The organism is Thermomonas aquatica, assembly GCF_006337105.1.
Lineage (GTDB): Bacteria > Pseudomonadota > Gammaproteobacteria > Xanthomonadales > Xanthomonadaceae > Thermomonas > Thermomonas aquatica.
The window spans coordinates 1,490,340-1,505,139 of record NZ_CP040871.1 but is presented as its reverse complement, the minus strand read 5'-3'; the positions used below and the strand labels follow the sequence as shown (position 1 = coordinate 1,505,139).

Annotated in this window: 17 protein-coding genes and 1 pseudogene; 11 read left to right on the top strand and 7 right to left on the bottom strand. The window is 66.8% G+C overall.

What is annotated here, in order from left to right; genetic code table 11:
• Window positions 1-8 precede the first annotated feature (8 nt).
• Window positions 9-863: a hypothetical protein gene (locus tag FHQ07_RS07280; RefSeq protein ID WP_139716182.1), complete on the top strand. Its 855-nt coding sequence runs from the start codon at window positions 9-11 to the stop codon at window positions 861-863.
• 610 nt (window positions 864-1,473) lie between these two features.
• Here the strand turns inward: FHQ07_RS07280 and FHQ07_RS07275 are convergent.
• The gene (locus FHQ07_RS07275; RefSeq protein WP_240703443.1) at window positions 1,474-1,905 is read right to left on the bottom strand and encodes a VOC family protein; all 432 of its coding nucleotides are present in this window, start codon (window positions 1,903-1,905) and stop codon (window positions 1,474-1,476) included.
• Complete coding sequence (locus FHQ07_RS07270) at window positions 1,902-2,405, bottom strand: ArsR/SmtB family transcription factor (protein WP_338419638.1); 504 nt, start codon at window positions 2,403-2,405, stop codon at window positions 1,902-1,904. The genes FHQ07_RS07275 and FHQ07_RS07270 overlap by 4 nt, the downstream gene beginning before the upstream one ends.
• On the opposite strand from FHQ07_RS07270, the gene FHQ07_RS07265 reads away from it, so the two are divergent.
• Both FHQ07_RS07265 and FHQ07_RS07260 read left to right on the top strand, forming a co-directional pair.
• Window positions 2,395-3,114: a ubiquinone/menaquinone biosynthesis methyltransferase gene (locus FHQ07_RS07265; protein WP_139716181.1), complete on the top strand. Its 720-nt coding sequence runs from the start codon at window positions 2,395-2,397 to the stop codon at window positions 3,112-3,114. The genes FHQ07_RS07270 and FHQ07_RS07265 overlap by 11 nt on opposite strands.
• Window positions 3,115-3,182: 68 nt before the next feature.
• Window positions 3,183-3,536 carry an FKBP-type peptidyl-prolyl cis-trans isomerase gene (locus tag FHQ07_RS07260; RefSeq protein ID WP_139716180.1) on the top strand — a complete coding sequence of 118 codons (354 nt, stop codon included), beginning with the start codon at window positions 3,183-3,185 and terminating at the stop codon, window positions 3,534-3,536.
• Window positions 3,537-3,635: 99 nt separating this feature from the next.
• Here the strand turns inward: FHQ07_RS07260 and FHQ07_RS07255 are convergent, their stop codons facing one another.
• A complete protein-coding gene (locus tag FHQ07_RS07255; RefSeq protein ID WP_139716179.1) occupies window positions 3,636-4,481 on the bottom strand; it encodes a DUF6159 family protein in 846 nt (281 codons plus the stop codon).
• A 136-nt stretch (window positions 4,482-4,617) separates the two neighbouring features.
• Here FHQ07_RS07255 and FHQ07_RS07250 point away from each other — a divergent pair, with 136 nt between their 5' ends.
• The 5 genes from FHQ07_RS07250 to FHQ07_RS07230 all read left to right on the top strand — a co-directional run bounded on the left by FHQ07_RS07250 (window position 4,618) and on the right by FHQ07_RS07230 (window position 8,044).
• Window positions 4,618-5,043 carry an MAPEG family protein gene (locus tag FHQ07_RS07250; RefSeq protein ID WP_139716178.1) on the top strand — a complete coding sequence of 142 codons (426 nt, stop codon included), beginning with the start codon at window positions 4,618-4,620 and terminating at the stop codon, window positions 5,041-5,043.
• Window positions 5,044-5,236: 193 nt separating this feature from the next.
• Window positions 5,237-5,494 carry a hypothetical protein gene (locus FHQ07_RS07245; protein WP_139716177.1) on the top strand — a complete coding sequence of 86 codons (258 nt, stop codon included), beginning with the start codon at window positions 5,237-5,239 and terminating at the stop codon, window positions 5,492-5,494.
• Between the two features lie 79 nt (window positions 5,495-5,573).
• Window positions 5,574-6,206 carry a Rossmann-fold NAD(P)-binding domain-containing protein gene (locus FHQ07_RS07240; RefSeq protein ID WP_139716176.1) on the top strand — a complete coding sequence of 211 codons (633 nt, stop codon included), beginning with the start codon at window positions 5,574-5,576 and terminating at the stop codon, window positions 6,204-6,206.
• Between the two features lie 379 nt (window positions 6,207-6,585).
• Entirely contained in the window at window positions 6,586-6,918 is a 333-nt protein-coding gene (locus tag FHQ07_RS07235; protein WP_139716175.1) for a zinc ribbon domain-containing protein YjdM, read from the top strand.
• Window positions 6,919-7,009: 91 nt separating this feature from the next.
• Window positions 7,010-8,044, top strand: a complete 1,035-nt coding sequence (locus tag FHQ07_RS07230; protein WP_139717931.1) for a proline iminopeptidase-family hydrolase — start codon at window positions 7,010-7,012, stop codon at window positions 8,042-8,044.
• 19 nt (window positions 8,045-8,063) lie between these two features.
• Here the strand turns inward: FHQ07_RS07230 and FHQ07_RS07225 are convergent, their stop codons facing one another.
• The 3 genes from FHQ07_RS07225 to ald form a co-directional block, all read right to left on the bottom strand.
• Window positions 8,064-8,582, bottom strand: coding sequence for an adenine phosphoribosyltransferase (locus FHQ07_RS07225; protein ID WP_139716174.1), 519 nt, complete (start codon window positions 8,580-8,582; stop codon window positions 8,064-8,066).
• 48 nt (window positions 8,583-8,630) lie between these two features.
• On the bottom strand, window positions 8,631-9,014 hold the full coding sequence (locus tag FHQ07_RS07220; protein ID WP_240703569.1) for a VOC family protein: 384 nt from the start codon (window positions 9,012-9,014) through the stop codon (window positions 8,631-8,633).
• A gap of 83 nt (window positions 9,015-9,097) precedes the next feature.
• A complete protein-coding gene (gene ald, locus FHQ07_RS07215) occupies window positions 9,098-10,216 on the bottom strand; it encodes an alanine dehydrogenase (protein ID WP_139716172.1) in 1,119 nt (372 codons plus the stop codon).
• A gap of 153 nt (window positions 10,217-10,369) precedes the next feature.
• On the opposite strand from ald, the gene FHQ07_RS07210 reads away from it, so the two are divergent.
• A complete protein-coding gene (locus FHQ07_RS07210) occupies window positions 10,370-10,843 on the top strand; it encodes an Lrp/AsnC family transcriptional regulator (protein ID WP_139716171.1) in 474 nt (157 codons plus the stop codon).
• 10 nt (window positions 10,844-10,853) lie between these two features.
• On the opposite strand, the gene FHQ07_RS07205 is transcribed toward FHQ07_RS07210, so the two are convergent.
• Complete coding sequence (locus FHQ07_RS07205; RefSeq protein WP_139717929.1) at window positions 10,854-12,698, bottom strand: potassium transporter Kup; 1,845 nt, start codon at window positions 12,696-12,698, stop codon at window positions 10,854-10,856.
• A gap of 286 nt (window positions 12,699-12,984) precedes the next feature.
• Here FHQ07_RS07205 and FHQ07_RS07200 point away from each other — a divergent pair.
• Together FHQ07_RS07200 and FHQ07_RS07195 are read left to right on the top strand one after the other, a co-directional pair.
• A pseudogene (locus FHQ07_RS07200) lies at window positions 12,985-14,076 on the top strand (sensor histidine kinase); the annotation flags it as partial.
• An 8-nt stretch (window positions 14,077-14,084) separates the two neighbouring features.
• On the top strand, window positions 14,085-14,792 hold the full coding sequence (locus tag FHQ07_RS07195; RefSeq protein WP_139717927.1) for a response regulator: 708 nt from the start codon (window positions 14,085-14,087) through the stop codon (window positions 14,790-14,792).
• The last annotated feature ends 8 nt before the right edge of the window (window positions 14,793-14,800 follow it).

The following is a 14,800-nucleotide window of genomic DNA, read 5'->3' as shown; positions in this document are numbered from 1 at the left end:
AGGTTGCCTTGAACGCGCTCTCAGATGCGCAAGCCGAATTCCTCACTGAGCAACTACCGCTACTGCCCCATCTCGGCAGCTCTGGCATAGATGAGGTTGAAGGAATTCTCTTCCGAAACTCTTTGGATTTTCAGACTGCAATTAATGAGATGAACCGCATCTCGAGTGAAGTGCAGTCGGCTATAGAAAGATCGAATCAGATTCGGGATGCATTGTCAGGGCTGATTTATCCATATGAAGCGCCTGAAGATGAAGTAATGATTCGTGTTGTCTTCGATCATGCTGCATCGATAGACGATGTCGCGGATTTTAAGAAATGGGCCAATGAATGGCATGACATAGGTCGAGGCATTGCCATGTCCGTGGGTGGCACACCCAAGGATCTAAGGATTGTTGGTGCGCAAACAGGTTCGATTGTCATCACCATTGCAACAACTTGTGTGATCGCAAGGGTCGTTGCGTCAGTTCTTTTGAAATCACTGGAAGTGGCAGAGAAAGTCCAAGGTTTGCGGAAAATGCAGCTTGAGATCGAGGCTTTGAAGCTAAGTAACACTCAGGCTAAAGAGGCGTTGAAGGCTCAAGCGGTCGAAGAAAGGAAAGTTGGACTCGAGAACATTTCTAAGAGTGTTTCGGATGGCCTTGCGCTCGATGGTGAAAAAATAACCGCACTTGATAAGTCTATAAACAAACTTCTCGGTTTCATTGAAAAAGGCGGTGCAGTGGATGTTGTGTTGCCGCTGAGTTCAGAAGATGGCGCGGTCGAAGTTGATGCGGACATGCAAAAACTATCAAGAGATGTAATGCGCATACGCGAGCTTGAGCGCAACACCAGGTTGATCGCTCATGAGGATGAGGAAAGCTGACGGAATAGCGTGGAAAAGGGGTCAGAGAACATTTCCGTTTGAATCCGAAGGCGGCCTTGTGTTGCCTTTCGCGTTTCTGCGTGAGGAAAAAGAAAACAGGGGTCAGAGTCGAGTTTTCCAACGCGTTGAGCAGGCGGGTAGATGTCAGGTCGAAAACTCGACTCTGACCCCTGTTTCTGCTGCAGCGTCCAGCATGCGCCCGCGACGCCCCTGTGGTGGATCCGCGCCACACTCGGTGCAATCGGCGTACTCGGAATCATGGCGTGGGGATACGTCGACATGATGACGTCCGCCATGCGGTCCTGATCCGCAACAAAAACAAGCAACAAAAACAAGGCTCAGAGTCGAGTTTTCCAACGCGTTCAAAACAGCAAAACAGGGGGCAGAGTCAAAACAGGGGTCAGAGTCGACTTTTCTTCAGGAAAGTTGTCAGGGACGATTTAGGAACAATTTGACCGAAGAGCGGGGTCAGGTTCGCTTCCTTGAAGGGCGCGCATGTGGGCTAAGCGTGAGCGCAGGGAATGTGCTCGGAATCCCTTGGCTGATCCGCTGCATCAGCAGCAACCGGAGTTGGGCGAACAGCAGGATCCGCCCGTGTCGGTCATGGGTTTCATCGCGGCGACATCCGGCGTGCAGGCCGCGCCATCGGTCGCGCACGCCGCATCCCCGGCGTGATACGTCGTCGCCTCGCCCAGGGTGTGGAACGTTTCCCAGCGCGTGCCTGCGGATCCTCGGTCCAGTTCTTGTCGGATGTGGCATAGCAGCAGATCGTCGCTTGCTCAGGGACAACGGTGCCGCCGGCGGCATCCAGCCGCTTGCCGAGGGTGGCGAGTTCGTCGCTGCTGTCGACCTGGAGTCCAAGATGGTCGATGCCCGGCGGACGCCCCGTGCTCGAAATCGCGAAATTCACCCGCGGATCCTCCAGCATCCATTTCGCGTAGTCCTGCTTGAACACGGTGGGTTGCGCCGCGAACAGTTCGGAATAGAAGCGAACGCTGGCGGCGAGATCGACGACGTTCAGATGCACATGGAAACGGCTCATTTCGCAGCTCCTTTCTTGTCGGTCTTGCACGAAGGCGCCGGACGGCAGCTGCCGGAGCCGGCGCAGCAGTTCTCGGTGAGGTAGTCGATCAGGGCGTTCATGCGCCCGTAGTTCGCACGCAGGCGGATCGTGCGGCCCGCGCGCTGGTCGGTGACCAGCCCGGCGCCGCGCAGTACGTTGAGGTGCGCGGTCAACGTGGCGGCAGGCAGTTCCAGGTAGTCGCGAAGCTCCCCCACCGGCACGCCGTCCGGCCCGACCTCGACAAGGCGGCGGAATGCGCGCAGGCGGGATTCGTGGCTCAGGGCGGCGAGGCCGGCAAGGGCGGTTTTCATTTCCATATTTCCAATATTATGGAAATAATTGATCGAGTCAAGCGCCAATCCTGCGCGACGTATCGGGCCGCCATTGCAGGCGCGTGCGTTTCCTTTTCGCACCCCTTTCGCTGCTGCTGCCATCATTGCCCTGAACCCTCTTCGCAAGGACGCATCGATGACGGCCAATGCCGCCGGCTTCGCCTCGCAGGCCGACGATGTCTTCGGCCGCATCGCCGGTCGCTACGACCTGTTGTGCGATGTGTTCAGCCTGGGCATCCACCGCCTGTGGAAACGGCGCGTTGCGCGGGTGATCGCGAACGAGCCGTGGTCGGTGCTGCTGGATGGCGCCAGCGGTACCGGCGACATCGTGATGCGCGTGATCTCGCACGGGCAGATGGCGGAACGTACGGTCATCGCGGCGGACATCAGCGGGCCGATGCTTGCCATCGCCGAACGCCGACTCGGGCCGAAGGCGGCGCGGGTGCGGTTGCTGCGGCTGGATGCCGAAGCGATGCCCGAGATCGCCGATGCCAGCGTGGACGCGTATTCGCTGTCGCTGGTGATGAAGATATGTGATCGCAAGCGCGCGTTGGCGGAAGCCATCCGCGTCCTGCGCCCGGGCGGGCGCTTGGTGATCCTGGAGGCATCGAATATCCGCTGGCGGACGTTGCACCGCGCCTATCTCGCCTACATGCGGCTGTGCATGCCGGTGCTGGGCTGGCTGGCCACGGGCGGCGATGCCTCCGCCTATCGATACCTGCTGCACGGCATCCGCGATTTCCCCACGGCGGAAGCGTTCGCCGACGAAATCGCGTCATCCGGGTTCGAGGATGTCGCATTGGAACGACTGTCGTTCGGCATCGTCGCCATCCACGTGGCGCGCAAGCCCGGCTGACCATTTCAAGGCCCGCTCTGCGCGAGCGCTAGACTGCACGCACGATCACAAGCCACAAGGAACCTCCAATGCCCTTCACCACCACCGCCTCCGGCCTGCAATACGAAGACACCGTCATCGGCACCGGCGATGAGGCCAGGCCCGGCCGCAACGTCGTCGTGCACTACACGGGTTGGCTGTACGACAACGGCGCGCAGGGCGGCAAGTTCGATTCCAGCAAGGATCGCGGCGAGCCCTTCATCTTTCCGCTCGGCGGCGGCATGGTCATCAAGGGCTGGGACGAAGGCGTGCAGGGCATGAAGGTGGGCGGTGCGCGCACGCTGATCATCCCGGCCAGCCTGGGCTACGGCGCACGCGGCGCCGGCGGGGTGATTCCGCCGAATGCCACGCTGAAATTCGACGTGGAATTGCTGGGCGCCTGAGTCTTTCAATTGAAACGACAAAGCCGGCTTTCGCCGGCTTTGTCTTGCGATGTGCAATCGGATTTTTGTGCGCGTGACGCAAGCGATAGGGGGCCGTGCTCACTTCACCCGGAACGCCTGCCCCAGCAGCTGCGCGTCGAAGCCTTCGCTCTCGCCGGCACCGGTCGCATAGCGGTACAGCGCCGCCGAATAGATGCCCGACAGCGCGGCCTGGACCAGCGCGGCCAGCAGCATCGCGATGATGACGATGGCCACCACCAGCCCGGTCAGCACGCCGTTGCCGGTCGTCGCCGCCGCGATGATCGCCGCGCCGCCCAGCAGGACCAGGGCGAAGAACAGCAGGCCGAACAGCAGGCCCACGCCGCCCTGTCCGATCAGGTTTTCGCCCCAGGTCTTCTTCAGCAGCAGCGCGCTTTCCTTGACCGCATCGACCGGTCCGATGTCGCGCGTCACCAGCACCGGCACCACCAGGAAGCTGGCCAGGGTCCAGGCCACGCCGAGCGCGCCCGAGACCAGCCTGCCGACGAAACCCGCGCGCTCCTGGATCGCGCGCAGGACCATGCCCACGGTCGCGGCGATCGCGGCGTAGCCGAGGATCGGCAACGCCTTGCTGCGGGCGATGCGCAGGCCGTCGCCGACGGTCGGGTCGCCGCCGTCCAGCCGGATCATCGCCGCGCCCACCAGCGCCGAGTTGAAGAAGAAGATCACGAAGTACTGCACCAGGTAGAACAGGAACGCCAGCACATAGGCCAGCAGCGACACGCCGCCGCCATCGCGCAACCCGTCCAGTGCGCCCAGGCCGAGCGCCGGCAGCGCGAAGGCGGCCACCACGACCAGCGTGCAGGCCGCCGACAGCAGCGGGAACACCAGCAGTTCCTTGTCCTTGGCCAGCACGCCGGCACTGGCCTTGATCAGGCCCCAGCTGCGGGAAAAGCGTTCGAACATGGCAGTCTCCGGAAGCGGGCGATCGGTGCGCGCAGTATGCGGCACGCGCCGCGCTCGCGCAGGAGGCGCGCGGGCGCCTCCCGGCGCGGGATTTGGGTCATGATCCGGGCCTGCACGCCCACCACCGGAGTCCGCCATGGCGCAACCGCAGCCGATGCTCGCCCCCGTCGTCGCCCTGGCCGCCTGGACCGCGGTGATGTGGGCCTGGATGTACGCCACCCGCATCCCCGCCATCCTGCGCATGCGCATGCGGCTCGACGGCAACCTGCCGCGCGGCGAGCAGATGGCGACGTTGCCGCCGCGGGTGCGCTGGAAGGCGGACAACTACAACCACCTGTTCGAGCAGCCGATCCTGTTCTACGCGATCGGGCTCAGCCTGGCCTTGCTCGGCGACGGCTCCACCGCGTCGCTGGCGCTGGCCTGGAGTTATGTCGCGCTGCGCGTGGTGCATAGCCTGTGGCAGGCGCTGGTGAACCGGATCCCGGTGCGCTTCGCGTTGTTCGCGCTGTCGTCGCTGGTGTTGTTCGCCCTGCTGGCCCGCGCGGCGGTCCAGGTGTTCTGACGCCGCCAACGGCGTCGCGGCGTCCCCGGTTGGAACGCCGCGAGAGATGAATGCGCGCGAGCGCCGTGTTCGATCGGTCGCCGGCTGCTTTTGCGCGGCGCGACACATTCCCGGCCATTGTTTTGCGATGGGATGCGCTGGCAGGGACGCTTTCACGCTTCGTTGACTCCGCTCTCCGTGTGATGCCGCACCCATGAACGCACCCAAAGCACTCACCAGGACCCAGCAGCAGTTCCTGGTCGATCTCTACGAAAGCGAGGCGACCTCGCGCGAGGCCTCGCATCCGCTGAAGAGCAGGCATGGCGAAACCGCGAAGATCCTCGCCCGCCGGCGGCTGGTCGCGCTGGATGTCTCGAACGCGACGCTGCGGCACGTGGTCTGGCTGACCGCCGCGGGCGCGCGCATGGCCAGCGAATGCCTGGCTACGCTGGGTGCAGCGGTGGTGGCCTAGCGGCGAAACCGGATGCATGGAAGACCGGCGGCCGACGCGCCATGATGGCGCCCACCCGCCGCCGCTGGATCGCCATCCCATGAACATCCTGCATGTCGGCGCCACCGGCCTGGTCGGCCGCCTGGTGCTCGCGCGCTTGCTGGAAGCGCCGCAGGTCGCGCAGCTGGTTGCGCCCACCCGGCGTCCGCTCGGCATCGCGCATCCGCGCCTGCTCAACCCGGTGCTGGATTTCGACGCGCTGCCTGCCGATGCCGACTGGTGGGCGGTGGATGCGGTGGTCTGCACGCTGGGCACCACCATCGCCGATGCCGGTTCGCGCGCCGCGTTCCGGCGCGTCGACCACGACTATCCGCTCGCCGTGGCGCGGCTTGCGCGCCGGCATGGCGCGCGCGCTTATGCGTTGAATTCGGCGATGGGCGCGAATCCGCGTTCGTCGATCTTCTACAACCGGGTCAAGGGCGAACTCGAGGATGCGCTCGCCGCGCTCGACTATCCGTCGCTGGTGCTGGTGCGGCCGGGCCTGATCGACGGCGAGCGCGAACGACCGCGCGCGGGCGAAGGTTATGCCTTGGCAGTGTCGCGCGTGCTGCGTCCGCTGCTGCCGCGGAAGTGGCGGCCGAGCCGCGCCGAGCGCATCGCCGACGCGCTGGTGGATGCGGCGCTGCATCCGCCGCCGGGATGCAGCGTGGTGGAAGCCGACCGGCTGGCCTGAGCTAGCGGCGGGATCGCCATCCGCCGCATGATCGCGCAGCAACAGCAGGCTGCGGATCCTGGCGACCAGTCCTGACGGATCGGCCTGCACGCCGGCCATCATGCCGGCGAGTTCGGATCGTTCGTCGACGATCGCGATGTGATGGGAGATGCAGCCCCGTCGGAGGGGGCACGGTCGTATCGTCCACTGCCTGCGCGCGGCCGGCGTCAATGCCCGGCTGGATGCCAGGATGCATGCGCGTGGCCTGCATCGTCGCCGCATCGGGAATCGCGTGCGCGGGGTGGCCGTTGGCATCGCGCGTATGGCCGCCGCCAACCGCGAAGGCACGGCCCTGGGCGTAAAATCGCGTCCCTGTTCCGCGACGACACGACCCCAGACGATGACCAGCCTGCCGCCTTGCCCGAAATGCAGTTCCGCCTATGTCTACGAGGACGGCGCGAGCTACGTCTGCCCCGAATGCGGCCACGAATGGCCGCAGGTCGAGGCGGCGGAAGAGGCGAAGGTCGTCAAGGACGCGGTCGGCAACCTGCTGCAGGACGGCGACACCGTCACCGTGATCAAGGACCTCAAGCTGAAGGGTTCGTCGCTGGTGGTGAAGGTCGGCACCAAGGTGCGCAACATCCGCCTGGTCGATGGCGACCACGACATCGACTGCAAGGTCGACGGCATCGGCCAAATGGGCCTGAAGTCGGAGTTCGTGAAGAAGGCTTGAGCGCACGCGGCCGCGCAGTCGCGCATTCATCCGCTATTGCGGCGCAGCACCGGGTATAGCATTGGGCTTCCGTCCCGATGGAGGCGTGACCATGCGCATGCTGCTGGCGCTCTTGCTCGCGGTGCTGGCTGGAGGCGTCTTCGCCGCCGAGCCGCAAACCCTGAAGTCCTACCACGACAACACCGGCCAGGCCGACGCCTGGCAAGGCGGCGTGCGGATGATCCCGATCCACACGCCGAACGGCGATTTCCGCGTGTGGACCAAGCGCGTCGGCAACAACCCGCGGATCAAGGTGCTGTTGCTGCACGGCGGGCCGGGCGGCACCCACGAATACTTCGAGGCCTTCGACAGCTTCCTGCCGGCGGACGGCGTCGAGTACTACTACTACGACCAGCTGGGTTCGTACTACAGCGACCAACCCGACGACATGACGCCGTTCCTCAGCATCGACCATTACGTCGATGAAGTGGAGCAGGTGCGCCAGGCGCTGGGTCTGGATCGCGACAACTTCTTCCTGCTCGGCCATTCCTGGGGCGGCATCCTCGCCATCGAATACGCGCTGAAGTACCAGCAGCACCTGAAGGGCATGGTCATCTCCAACATGATGTCCAGCATCCCGGCGTACAACAAATACGCGCACGACGTGCTGATGCCGCAGATGGACCCGGCGGCGCTGAAACAGATCCTGGCGCTGGAGGCGGCGAAGAAATACGACGATCCGCACTACGAGGAACTGCTGGTGCCGTTCTACGAGGCGCACATCCTGCGTCGGCCGATCATGGAATGGCCGGATCCGGTGATGCGCGCGTTCGTCCGCCACATCAACAAGAAGGTCTATGTGCCGATGCAGGGCCCCAGCGAAATGGGCGCCAGCGGCATCCTGCTGGACTGGGACCGCACCGCCGACCTCAAGAAGATCACCGTGCCCACGCTGGTGATCGGCGCCGCGCACGACACCATGGATCCGAAGTGGATGCAGATGATGGGCCGCGAGTTCCCGCACGGCAGCTATCTCTACCTGCCCAACGGCGGCCACATGGCGATGTACGACGACCAGCAGGCCTACTTCGACGGGCTGCTGCAATGGCTGCACAAGGTGGACGCAGCGCCCGCGGCGAAGCACTGACCGCCCGCGCGAACCGCGCTCAGAGCGTCAGCGCCGCGCGCAGCGGCGCGGCGTCGTGCCAGCGGGCGCGGCCCGCGAGGAAGCCGAGTTCGATCAGCACCGCCGCGCCGACCACGTCGGCCTGCAATCGTTCCGCGAGCAGGCGCGTGGCGGCGAGGGTGCCGCCGGTCGCGAGCACGTCGTCCACCAGCAGCACCCGCGTACCCGGTGGCAGCGCATCGGCCTGCACCTGCAGCGCGTCCTCGCCGTATTCCAGCGCGTAGCGTTGCTCGATCACCGCGCCCGGCAGCTTGCCCGGCTTGCGCACCGGCACCATGCCGGCGCCGAGCGCGCGCGCCACCGGTGCGCCGAGCAGGAAGCCGCGCGCCTCGATGCACAGCACCGCGTCGATCCGCGCCTCGCGCCAGGGCGCGGCCAGCGCCTCGATCGCGGCGGCGAACGCCTGCGCATCCGCCAGCATCGGCATGATGTCCTTGAACACGATGCCGGGCTTGGGGAAGCCGGGCACGTCGCGGATCAGGCGGGTCCAGTCGGTCATGCGCGGCTCCGTGCGGGATGTGCAGTGCGATCGATGCTCATGGCCGGCTCATGCGTGGCGGCCGGGTTCGCCGATGTTCTGGCCGACGCGCCAGAGCACGCCGCTGGGATCGACCAGCACGAAGTCGCGGATCCGCCACGGCCGGTCCTCCGGCGGCAGCGCACGCACGCCGTAGCGTTCGGCCAGCCGCTGCGCCTGCGCATGCGCCCACCACGCCTCCACGTCGGCGACCAGCATGTGCATCATGAAATTGCCGGCGTGCTGCGCCACGTAGAACTTCTGCAGCAGGAAGCTGCAGTCGCCGGCATGCAGGTAGGCCAGGTCGTCCGACGACCACGCGACCTCGAAGCCGAAATCGCGATAGAAACGCAGCGACAGGTCCATGTCGCGCGCCGGCACGAAGGCCTTGATCTCGATGGTCTGCAGGTTCATCGCGCGCTCCATGCCGGCATGTCGCGCACAGCATAAGGGGACGGCAGCGAGCCGTCCCCCGTGTGCAACCGCTGCGCTGCGGCTTACAGGCCCAGCACGCTTTCCGCGCTGACGTAGGGCAGGTTGTGCGCCTGCGCCACCGGCTCGCAGGTGACCTTGCCTTCGCACACGTTCAGGCCTTCGCGCAGGTGCGGATCCTGCGTGAGCGCCTGCTTCCAGCCCTTGTCGGCCAGCGCCAGGGTGAACGGCAGGGTGACGTTGTTGAGGGCGAAGGTCGAGGTGCGCGCGACCGCGCCCGGCATGTTGGCCACGCAGTAATGCACCACGCCGTCGACCACGTAGGTCGGGTCGGCGTGGGTGGTGGCGTGCGAGGTCTCGACGCAGCCGCCCTGGTCGATGGCGACGTCGACGATCACCGAGCCCGGCTTCATCGTCTTCACCATCGCGTGCGAGACCAGCTTCGGTGCGGCCGCGCCCGGCACCAGCACGGTGCCGATCAGCAGGTCGGCGCGACGCACCAGCTCCTCGATGGCGGCGCGGGTCGAGAACACGGTCGAGATCGAGGTGCCGAACTGGCTGGCCAGGCGCTTCAGCGCATCGGCGGAACGGTCCACGACCGTCACCTTCGCGCCCATGCCCACGGCGATCGTCGCCGCATGCGTGCCGGACACGCCGCCGCCGAGGATCACCACTTCGGCTGCCGGTACGCCGGGCACGCCGCCGAGCAGCACGCCGCGGCCACCTTGCGCCTTCTCCAGCGAATGCGCGCCGACCTGCGGGGCGAGGCGCCCTGCGACTTCCGACATCGGGGTCAGCAGCGGCAGCGAGCCATTGGTGGCGGTGACGGTTTCGTAGGCGATGCAGATCGCGCCGGAATCGATCAGGTCCTGGGTCTGCGGCGCGTCGGGGGCGAGGTGCAGGTAGGTGAACAGGATCTGCCCCGGGCGCAGCTTCTTGCGCTCCTCGGCCAGCGGCTCCTTCACCTTCACGATCATGTCGGCGCTGGCGAAGATCTCGTCGGCGGTGTCGATGATCTTGGCGCCGGCGGCGATGTAGTCGGCATCGCTCAGGCCGGCGCCGAGGCCGGCGCCCTGCTGCACGATCACTTCGTGGCCGTGATGCACCAGTTCCAGCACCGACGACGGGATCAGGCCGACGCGGTATTCGTGGTTCTTGATTTCCTTCGGTACGCCGACGCGCATGTGCAGTCCCTCTCCCGTGGGCGGCCCCGGCGAACCCGGCGCCTGAAGCACGGCAGTATGCGCGCAGGATCGCGCACTTAATCGCCGAATTCGTTGCGATGAATGCGGAGATGTAGCATTGTTGTCCGAATTATTGGAAATACGTCGAATCAAATGCGTGCCAGCGAACTGCCGCTAGACGACCGCGACCGCGCCATCCTCCGCCTGCTGCAGGCGGACGGCCGGCTGACCAACCTGGAGCTGGCGCAACGGATCAACCTGTCGCCCTCGGCCTGCCTGCGCCGGGTGAAGTTGCTGGAGGAATCCGGCCTGATCGCGCGCTACGTGATGCTGCTCGACGAAAAGCTGGCCGGCCTGCCCGGCACCGCCTTCGTGCTGGTCACCCTCGACCAGCAGGGACGCGCCGCACTCGATGCCTTCGAAGCGGCGATCAACCGCCATCCGGAAGTCACCGAGTGCTGCCTGCTCGCCGGCACCGCCGACTACATGGTGCGCGTGGCCTACGCCGACGCCGCCGATTTCGAACGCATCCACACCGAGATCCTCACCCAGTTGCCGGGCGTGGTGCGCGTGCAGTCGACGCTGGCGCTGCGCACGGTGAAGAAGACCACCGCATTGCCGGTGTAGCGCGCCTCGCTCAGATTTCCACCGGCGCGCCCAGCTCGACCAGGCGGGTGATCGGGATGCGGAAGAAGTCGCTGGCCGGCGCGGCGTTGCGGTGCATGAAGCCGAACAGCTTGTCGCGCCAGGTCGGCATGCCGCCATGGGCGCTTGCGACGACGGTTTCGCGGCTGGCGAAATAGGTCGTTTCCATCGGGTCGAAGCACAGTCGGCTGCAATCGCTGGCGCGCATCAGCGCCAACGGCACGTCCGGCGATTCCATGAAGCCGTAGCGCACGATCGCCCTGTGGAAATCGTCGCCGATGGTGTCGATCTTCAGGCGATCCTCGGGCGCCACGAACGGCATCGCGCAGGTCTCGACGGTCAGCAGCACGTTGCGCGCGTGCAGCACCTTGTTGTGCTTCAGGTTGTGCAGCAGCGCCTTCGGCGCGATCCCGGTCTGCGAGGTCAGGAACACCGCGGTGCCCGGCACCCGCGCCGGCGGCGCCAGCATCAGCCCCGGCAGGAACGTGTCCAGCGCGATGCCGTCCTTGCGGATTTCCGCCTGCAGCAACTGGCGGCCGCGCGCCCAGGTGCGCAGCAGGGTGAAGGCGAGGATGCCGAGCAGGATCGGGAACCACGCGCCGTCCATGAACTTGACCAGGTTGGCGGACAGGAAGGCGAGGTCGACCAGCACGAACAGCGCCGCCAGCGGCCAGAACACGAGGGCCGGCAGCGCGCCGCGCGCGCGCATCGCCACGATCAGCAGGCTGCTGGTGATCAGCATGGTGCCGGTCACCGACACGCCGTAGGCGGTGGCCAGCGCGGTGGAATTGCCGAAGCCGACCACGGTGGCGATCACCGCCAGCATCAGCAGCCAGTTGACGGTCGGCACGTAGATCTGGCCGATGGTCTCCTTGGAGGTGTGGCGGATCGCCATCCGCGGCAGGTAACCGAGCTGGATCGCCTGGCGGGTGGCCGAATACGCGCCGCTGATCACCGCCTGCGAGGCGATCACCGTGGCCGCGGTGGCCAACGCCACCATCGGATACAGCGCCCACGCCGGCACGCCGAGGTAGAACGGATTCGCCACCGCGCGCGGATCCGCCAGCAGCAGCGCGCCCTGGCCGAGGTAGTTGATGGTCAGCGCCGGCAGCACCAGGAAATTCCACGCCGCGGTGATCGGCCGGCGACCGAAGTGGCCCATGTCGGCGTACAGCGTCTCGCCGCCGGTGACCGCCAGCACCACCGCGCCGAGGATGAACAGCCCGCCCCAGCCGTGGTCGATGAAGAAGCGCAGGCCCCACCACGGGTTCAGCGCCTGCAGCACGTCCGGGTTGCCGCCGATGTTGTGCAGGCCGAGCGCGGCCAGCGCGGCGAACCACAGCAGGATGATCGGGCCGAACGCCTTGCCGACGGTGCCGGTGCCGTAGCGTTGGGTGGCGAACAGCAGCAGCAACACGGCGATGGTGATCGGCAGCACGAAGCGCTGCAGCGCGGGCGTCGCCACCTGCAGGCCTTCCACCGCCGACAGCACCGAGATCGCCGGGGTCAGCACGCCGTCGCCGAAGAACAGGGCCACGCCGAACACGCCGAGGATGCCGACAAGGTAGGCGGCCTTCGATCCCGCGGGCAAGGTGCGTTGCGCCAGCGCGGTCAGCGCCATGATCCCGCCCTCGCCGTCGTTGTCGGCGCGCATGATCACCAGCACGTACTTGATGGTGATCACGATCACCAGCGACCAGAACACCAGCGAGAGGATGCCGAGCACGGTCGCGTGGTCCGGGCTGAGGCCGTAATGCGGCGAGAACGCCTCCTTGATCGTGTACAGCGGGCTGGTGCCGATGTCGCCGAACACCACGCCGATCGCGCCCAGCAGCATCGCGCCGAAGCCGGCGCGGCCGCGGTTGTGATCGGTCTCGGTGGCGGGGAGGGTGGCTGCGTGGTTCATGGCGATGCCTGGGGTGGCGTGGGGCCGGCATCGTCCGCCCGTCCGGCATAAAGGCGGAATCCCCGGCATGCGGCCGCGCGTAAATTCCGCGTAAATTCTCCGCGGCATGCGCGCGTGCGGCAGTGGCGGTCCGCACAGGCGGCGTCGCCATCGGCACAATGACGAGGTGGACACGCGACTTTCCAGCTTCGGCCATCCCGTCGGCGGTTACGCGTTGGCGGTGGCCGCATCGGTGCTGGCGGCCTTGTTCGCGGCGGCGGCGGAGCGCTGGTTCGGCCTCGCCGACCTGTCGCTGGTGTTCATGCTCGCGGTGGTGCTGGTCGCCACCCGCAGCCGCACCGGCCCGGCGCTGCTGACCGCGCTGCTGTGTTTCCTCGCCTACAACTTCTTCTTCATCGAGCCGCGCTACACGCTGTACATCAACGCGCGGCACGGCATGGCCACGGTGCTGCTGTTCCTCGCCGCGGCGCTGCTGGCCGGGCGGCTGGCCTCGCAGCTGGCGATGCAGGTGCAGGCGCTGCGCGACGCGCACCAACAGGTGCTGGCGCGCGAGGCGCAGGCGCAACGGCTGGCGGAGGACCTGCAAGCCGAGCGCGTGGCCAGCGAGACCGAACGCCTGCGCAGCGCGTTGCTGTCGTCGGTCTCGCACGACCTGCGCACGCCGCTGGCGGCGATCATCGGCGCCGCCGGCAGCCTCGACAGCTATGGCGAGGCGATGGATGCGCAGGATCGCCACGCCCTGCTGGACACCGTGCGCAGCGAAGGCGAGCGGCTCGACCGCTACATCCAGAACCTGCTGGACATGACCCGGCTCGGGCACGGCGCGCTGGCCCTCAACCGCGACTGGATCGGCGTCGACGAACTGATCGGCTCGGCGGTGGGCCGCCTGCGCCGCTACCAGCCGGGCACGCGCTTCGCGGTGTCGGTGGATCCGCAACTCGGCCCGATCTGGGTGCATCCGGCTTTGGTCGAACAGGCGCTGTTCAACGTGATCGAGAACGCGGCGAAGTTCTCGCCCGCGGGCGAGGCGGTCGCGATCGACGCGCGCCGGGTCGACGAGCGCCTGCGCATCGACGTCGTCGACCGCGGCCCCGGCATCCCCGAGGACGAACGCGCGCGGATCTTCGACATGTTCTACAGCGTCGAACGCGGCGACCGCAATCGCCACGGCACCGGCCTTGGCCTGGCGATCTGCCGCGGCATGATCGGCGCGCATGGCGGCGAGGTCGAAGCGCTGCCCGGCGGCGATGGGCGCGGCACCGTCCTGCGCATCAGCCTGCCGTTCCTCGAGCCTTCGTCGCCGCCATGAACGATGCGATGCCGCCAAGCCCGTCGTCCGCGCCCGCGCGCGTGCTGGCGGTCGACGACGAACCGCAGATCCGCAGGTTCCTGGAGATCAGCCTGCGCGCGCAGGGCTATGCGGTCGCGCTTGCCGACACCGCGCAGGCGGGCATCGATGCATTGGCCACGCGCGGCGCGGACGTGGTGGTGCTGGACATGGGCCTGCCGGATCGCGATGGCCTCGACGCCCTGCGCGAAATCCGCCGGTGGTCGCAGGTGCCGGTGCTGGTGCTGACCGTGCGTTCGCACGAGTCGGAAAAAGTCGCGGCGCTGGATGCCGGCGCCAACGACTACGTGACCAAGCCGTTCGGCGTGCCCGAGCTGATGGCGAGGATCCGGGTCCTGCTGCGCTCGCAGACGGCGCCCGCGGACGCCTCGCCGCTGTTCGACGATGGCCGCCTGCGCGTGGACCTTGCGCGTCGCGAGGTCGTGCTCGCCGGCGAGGCGGTGCTGCTGTCGCGCAAGGAATACGCCCTGCTCGCGGTGCTGGTCGCGCATGCCGGGCGGGTGGTGACCCAGCCGCAACTGCTGCGCGAACTGTGGGGCCCGACCCACCAGCAGGACACCCACTACCTGCGCATCCTGGTCGGCAAGCTGCGGCAGAAACTCGGCGACGACGCGGCCGCGCCGCGCTGGATCGCCACCGAACCCGGGGTCGGGCTGCGTTTCCTGCTGCCGGGTTGAGCGCGGGC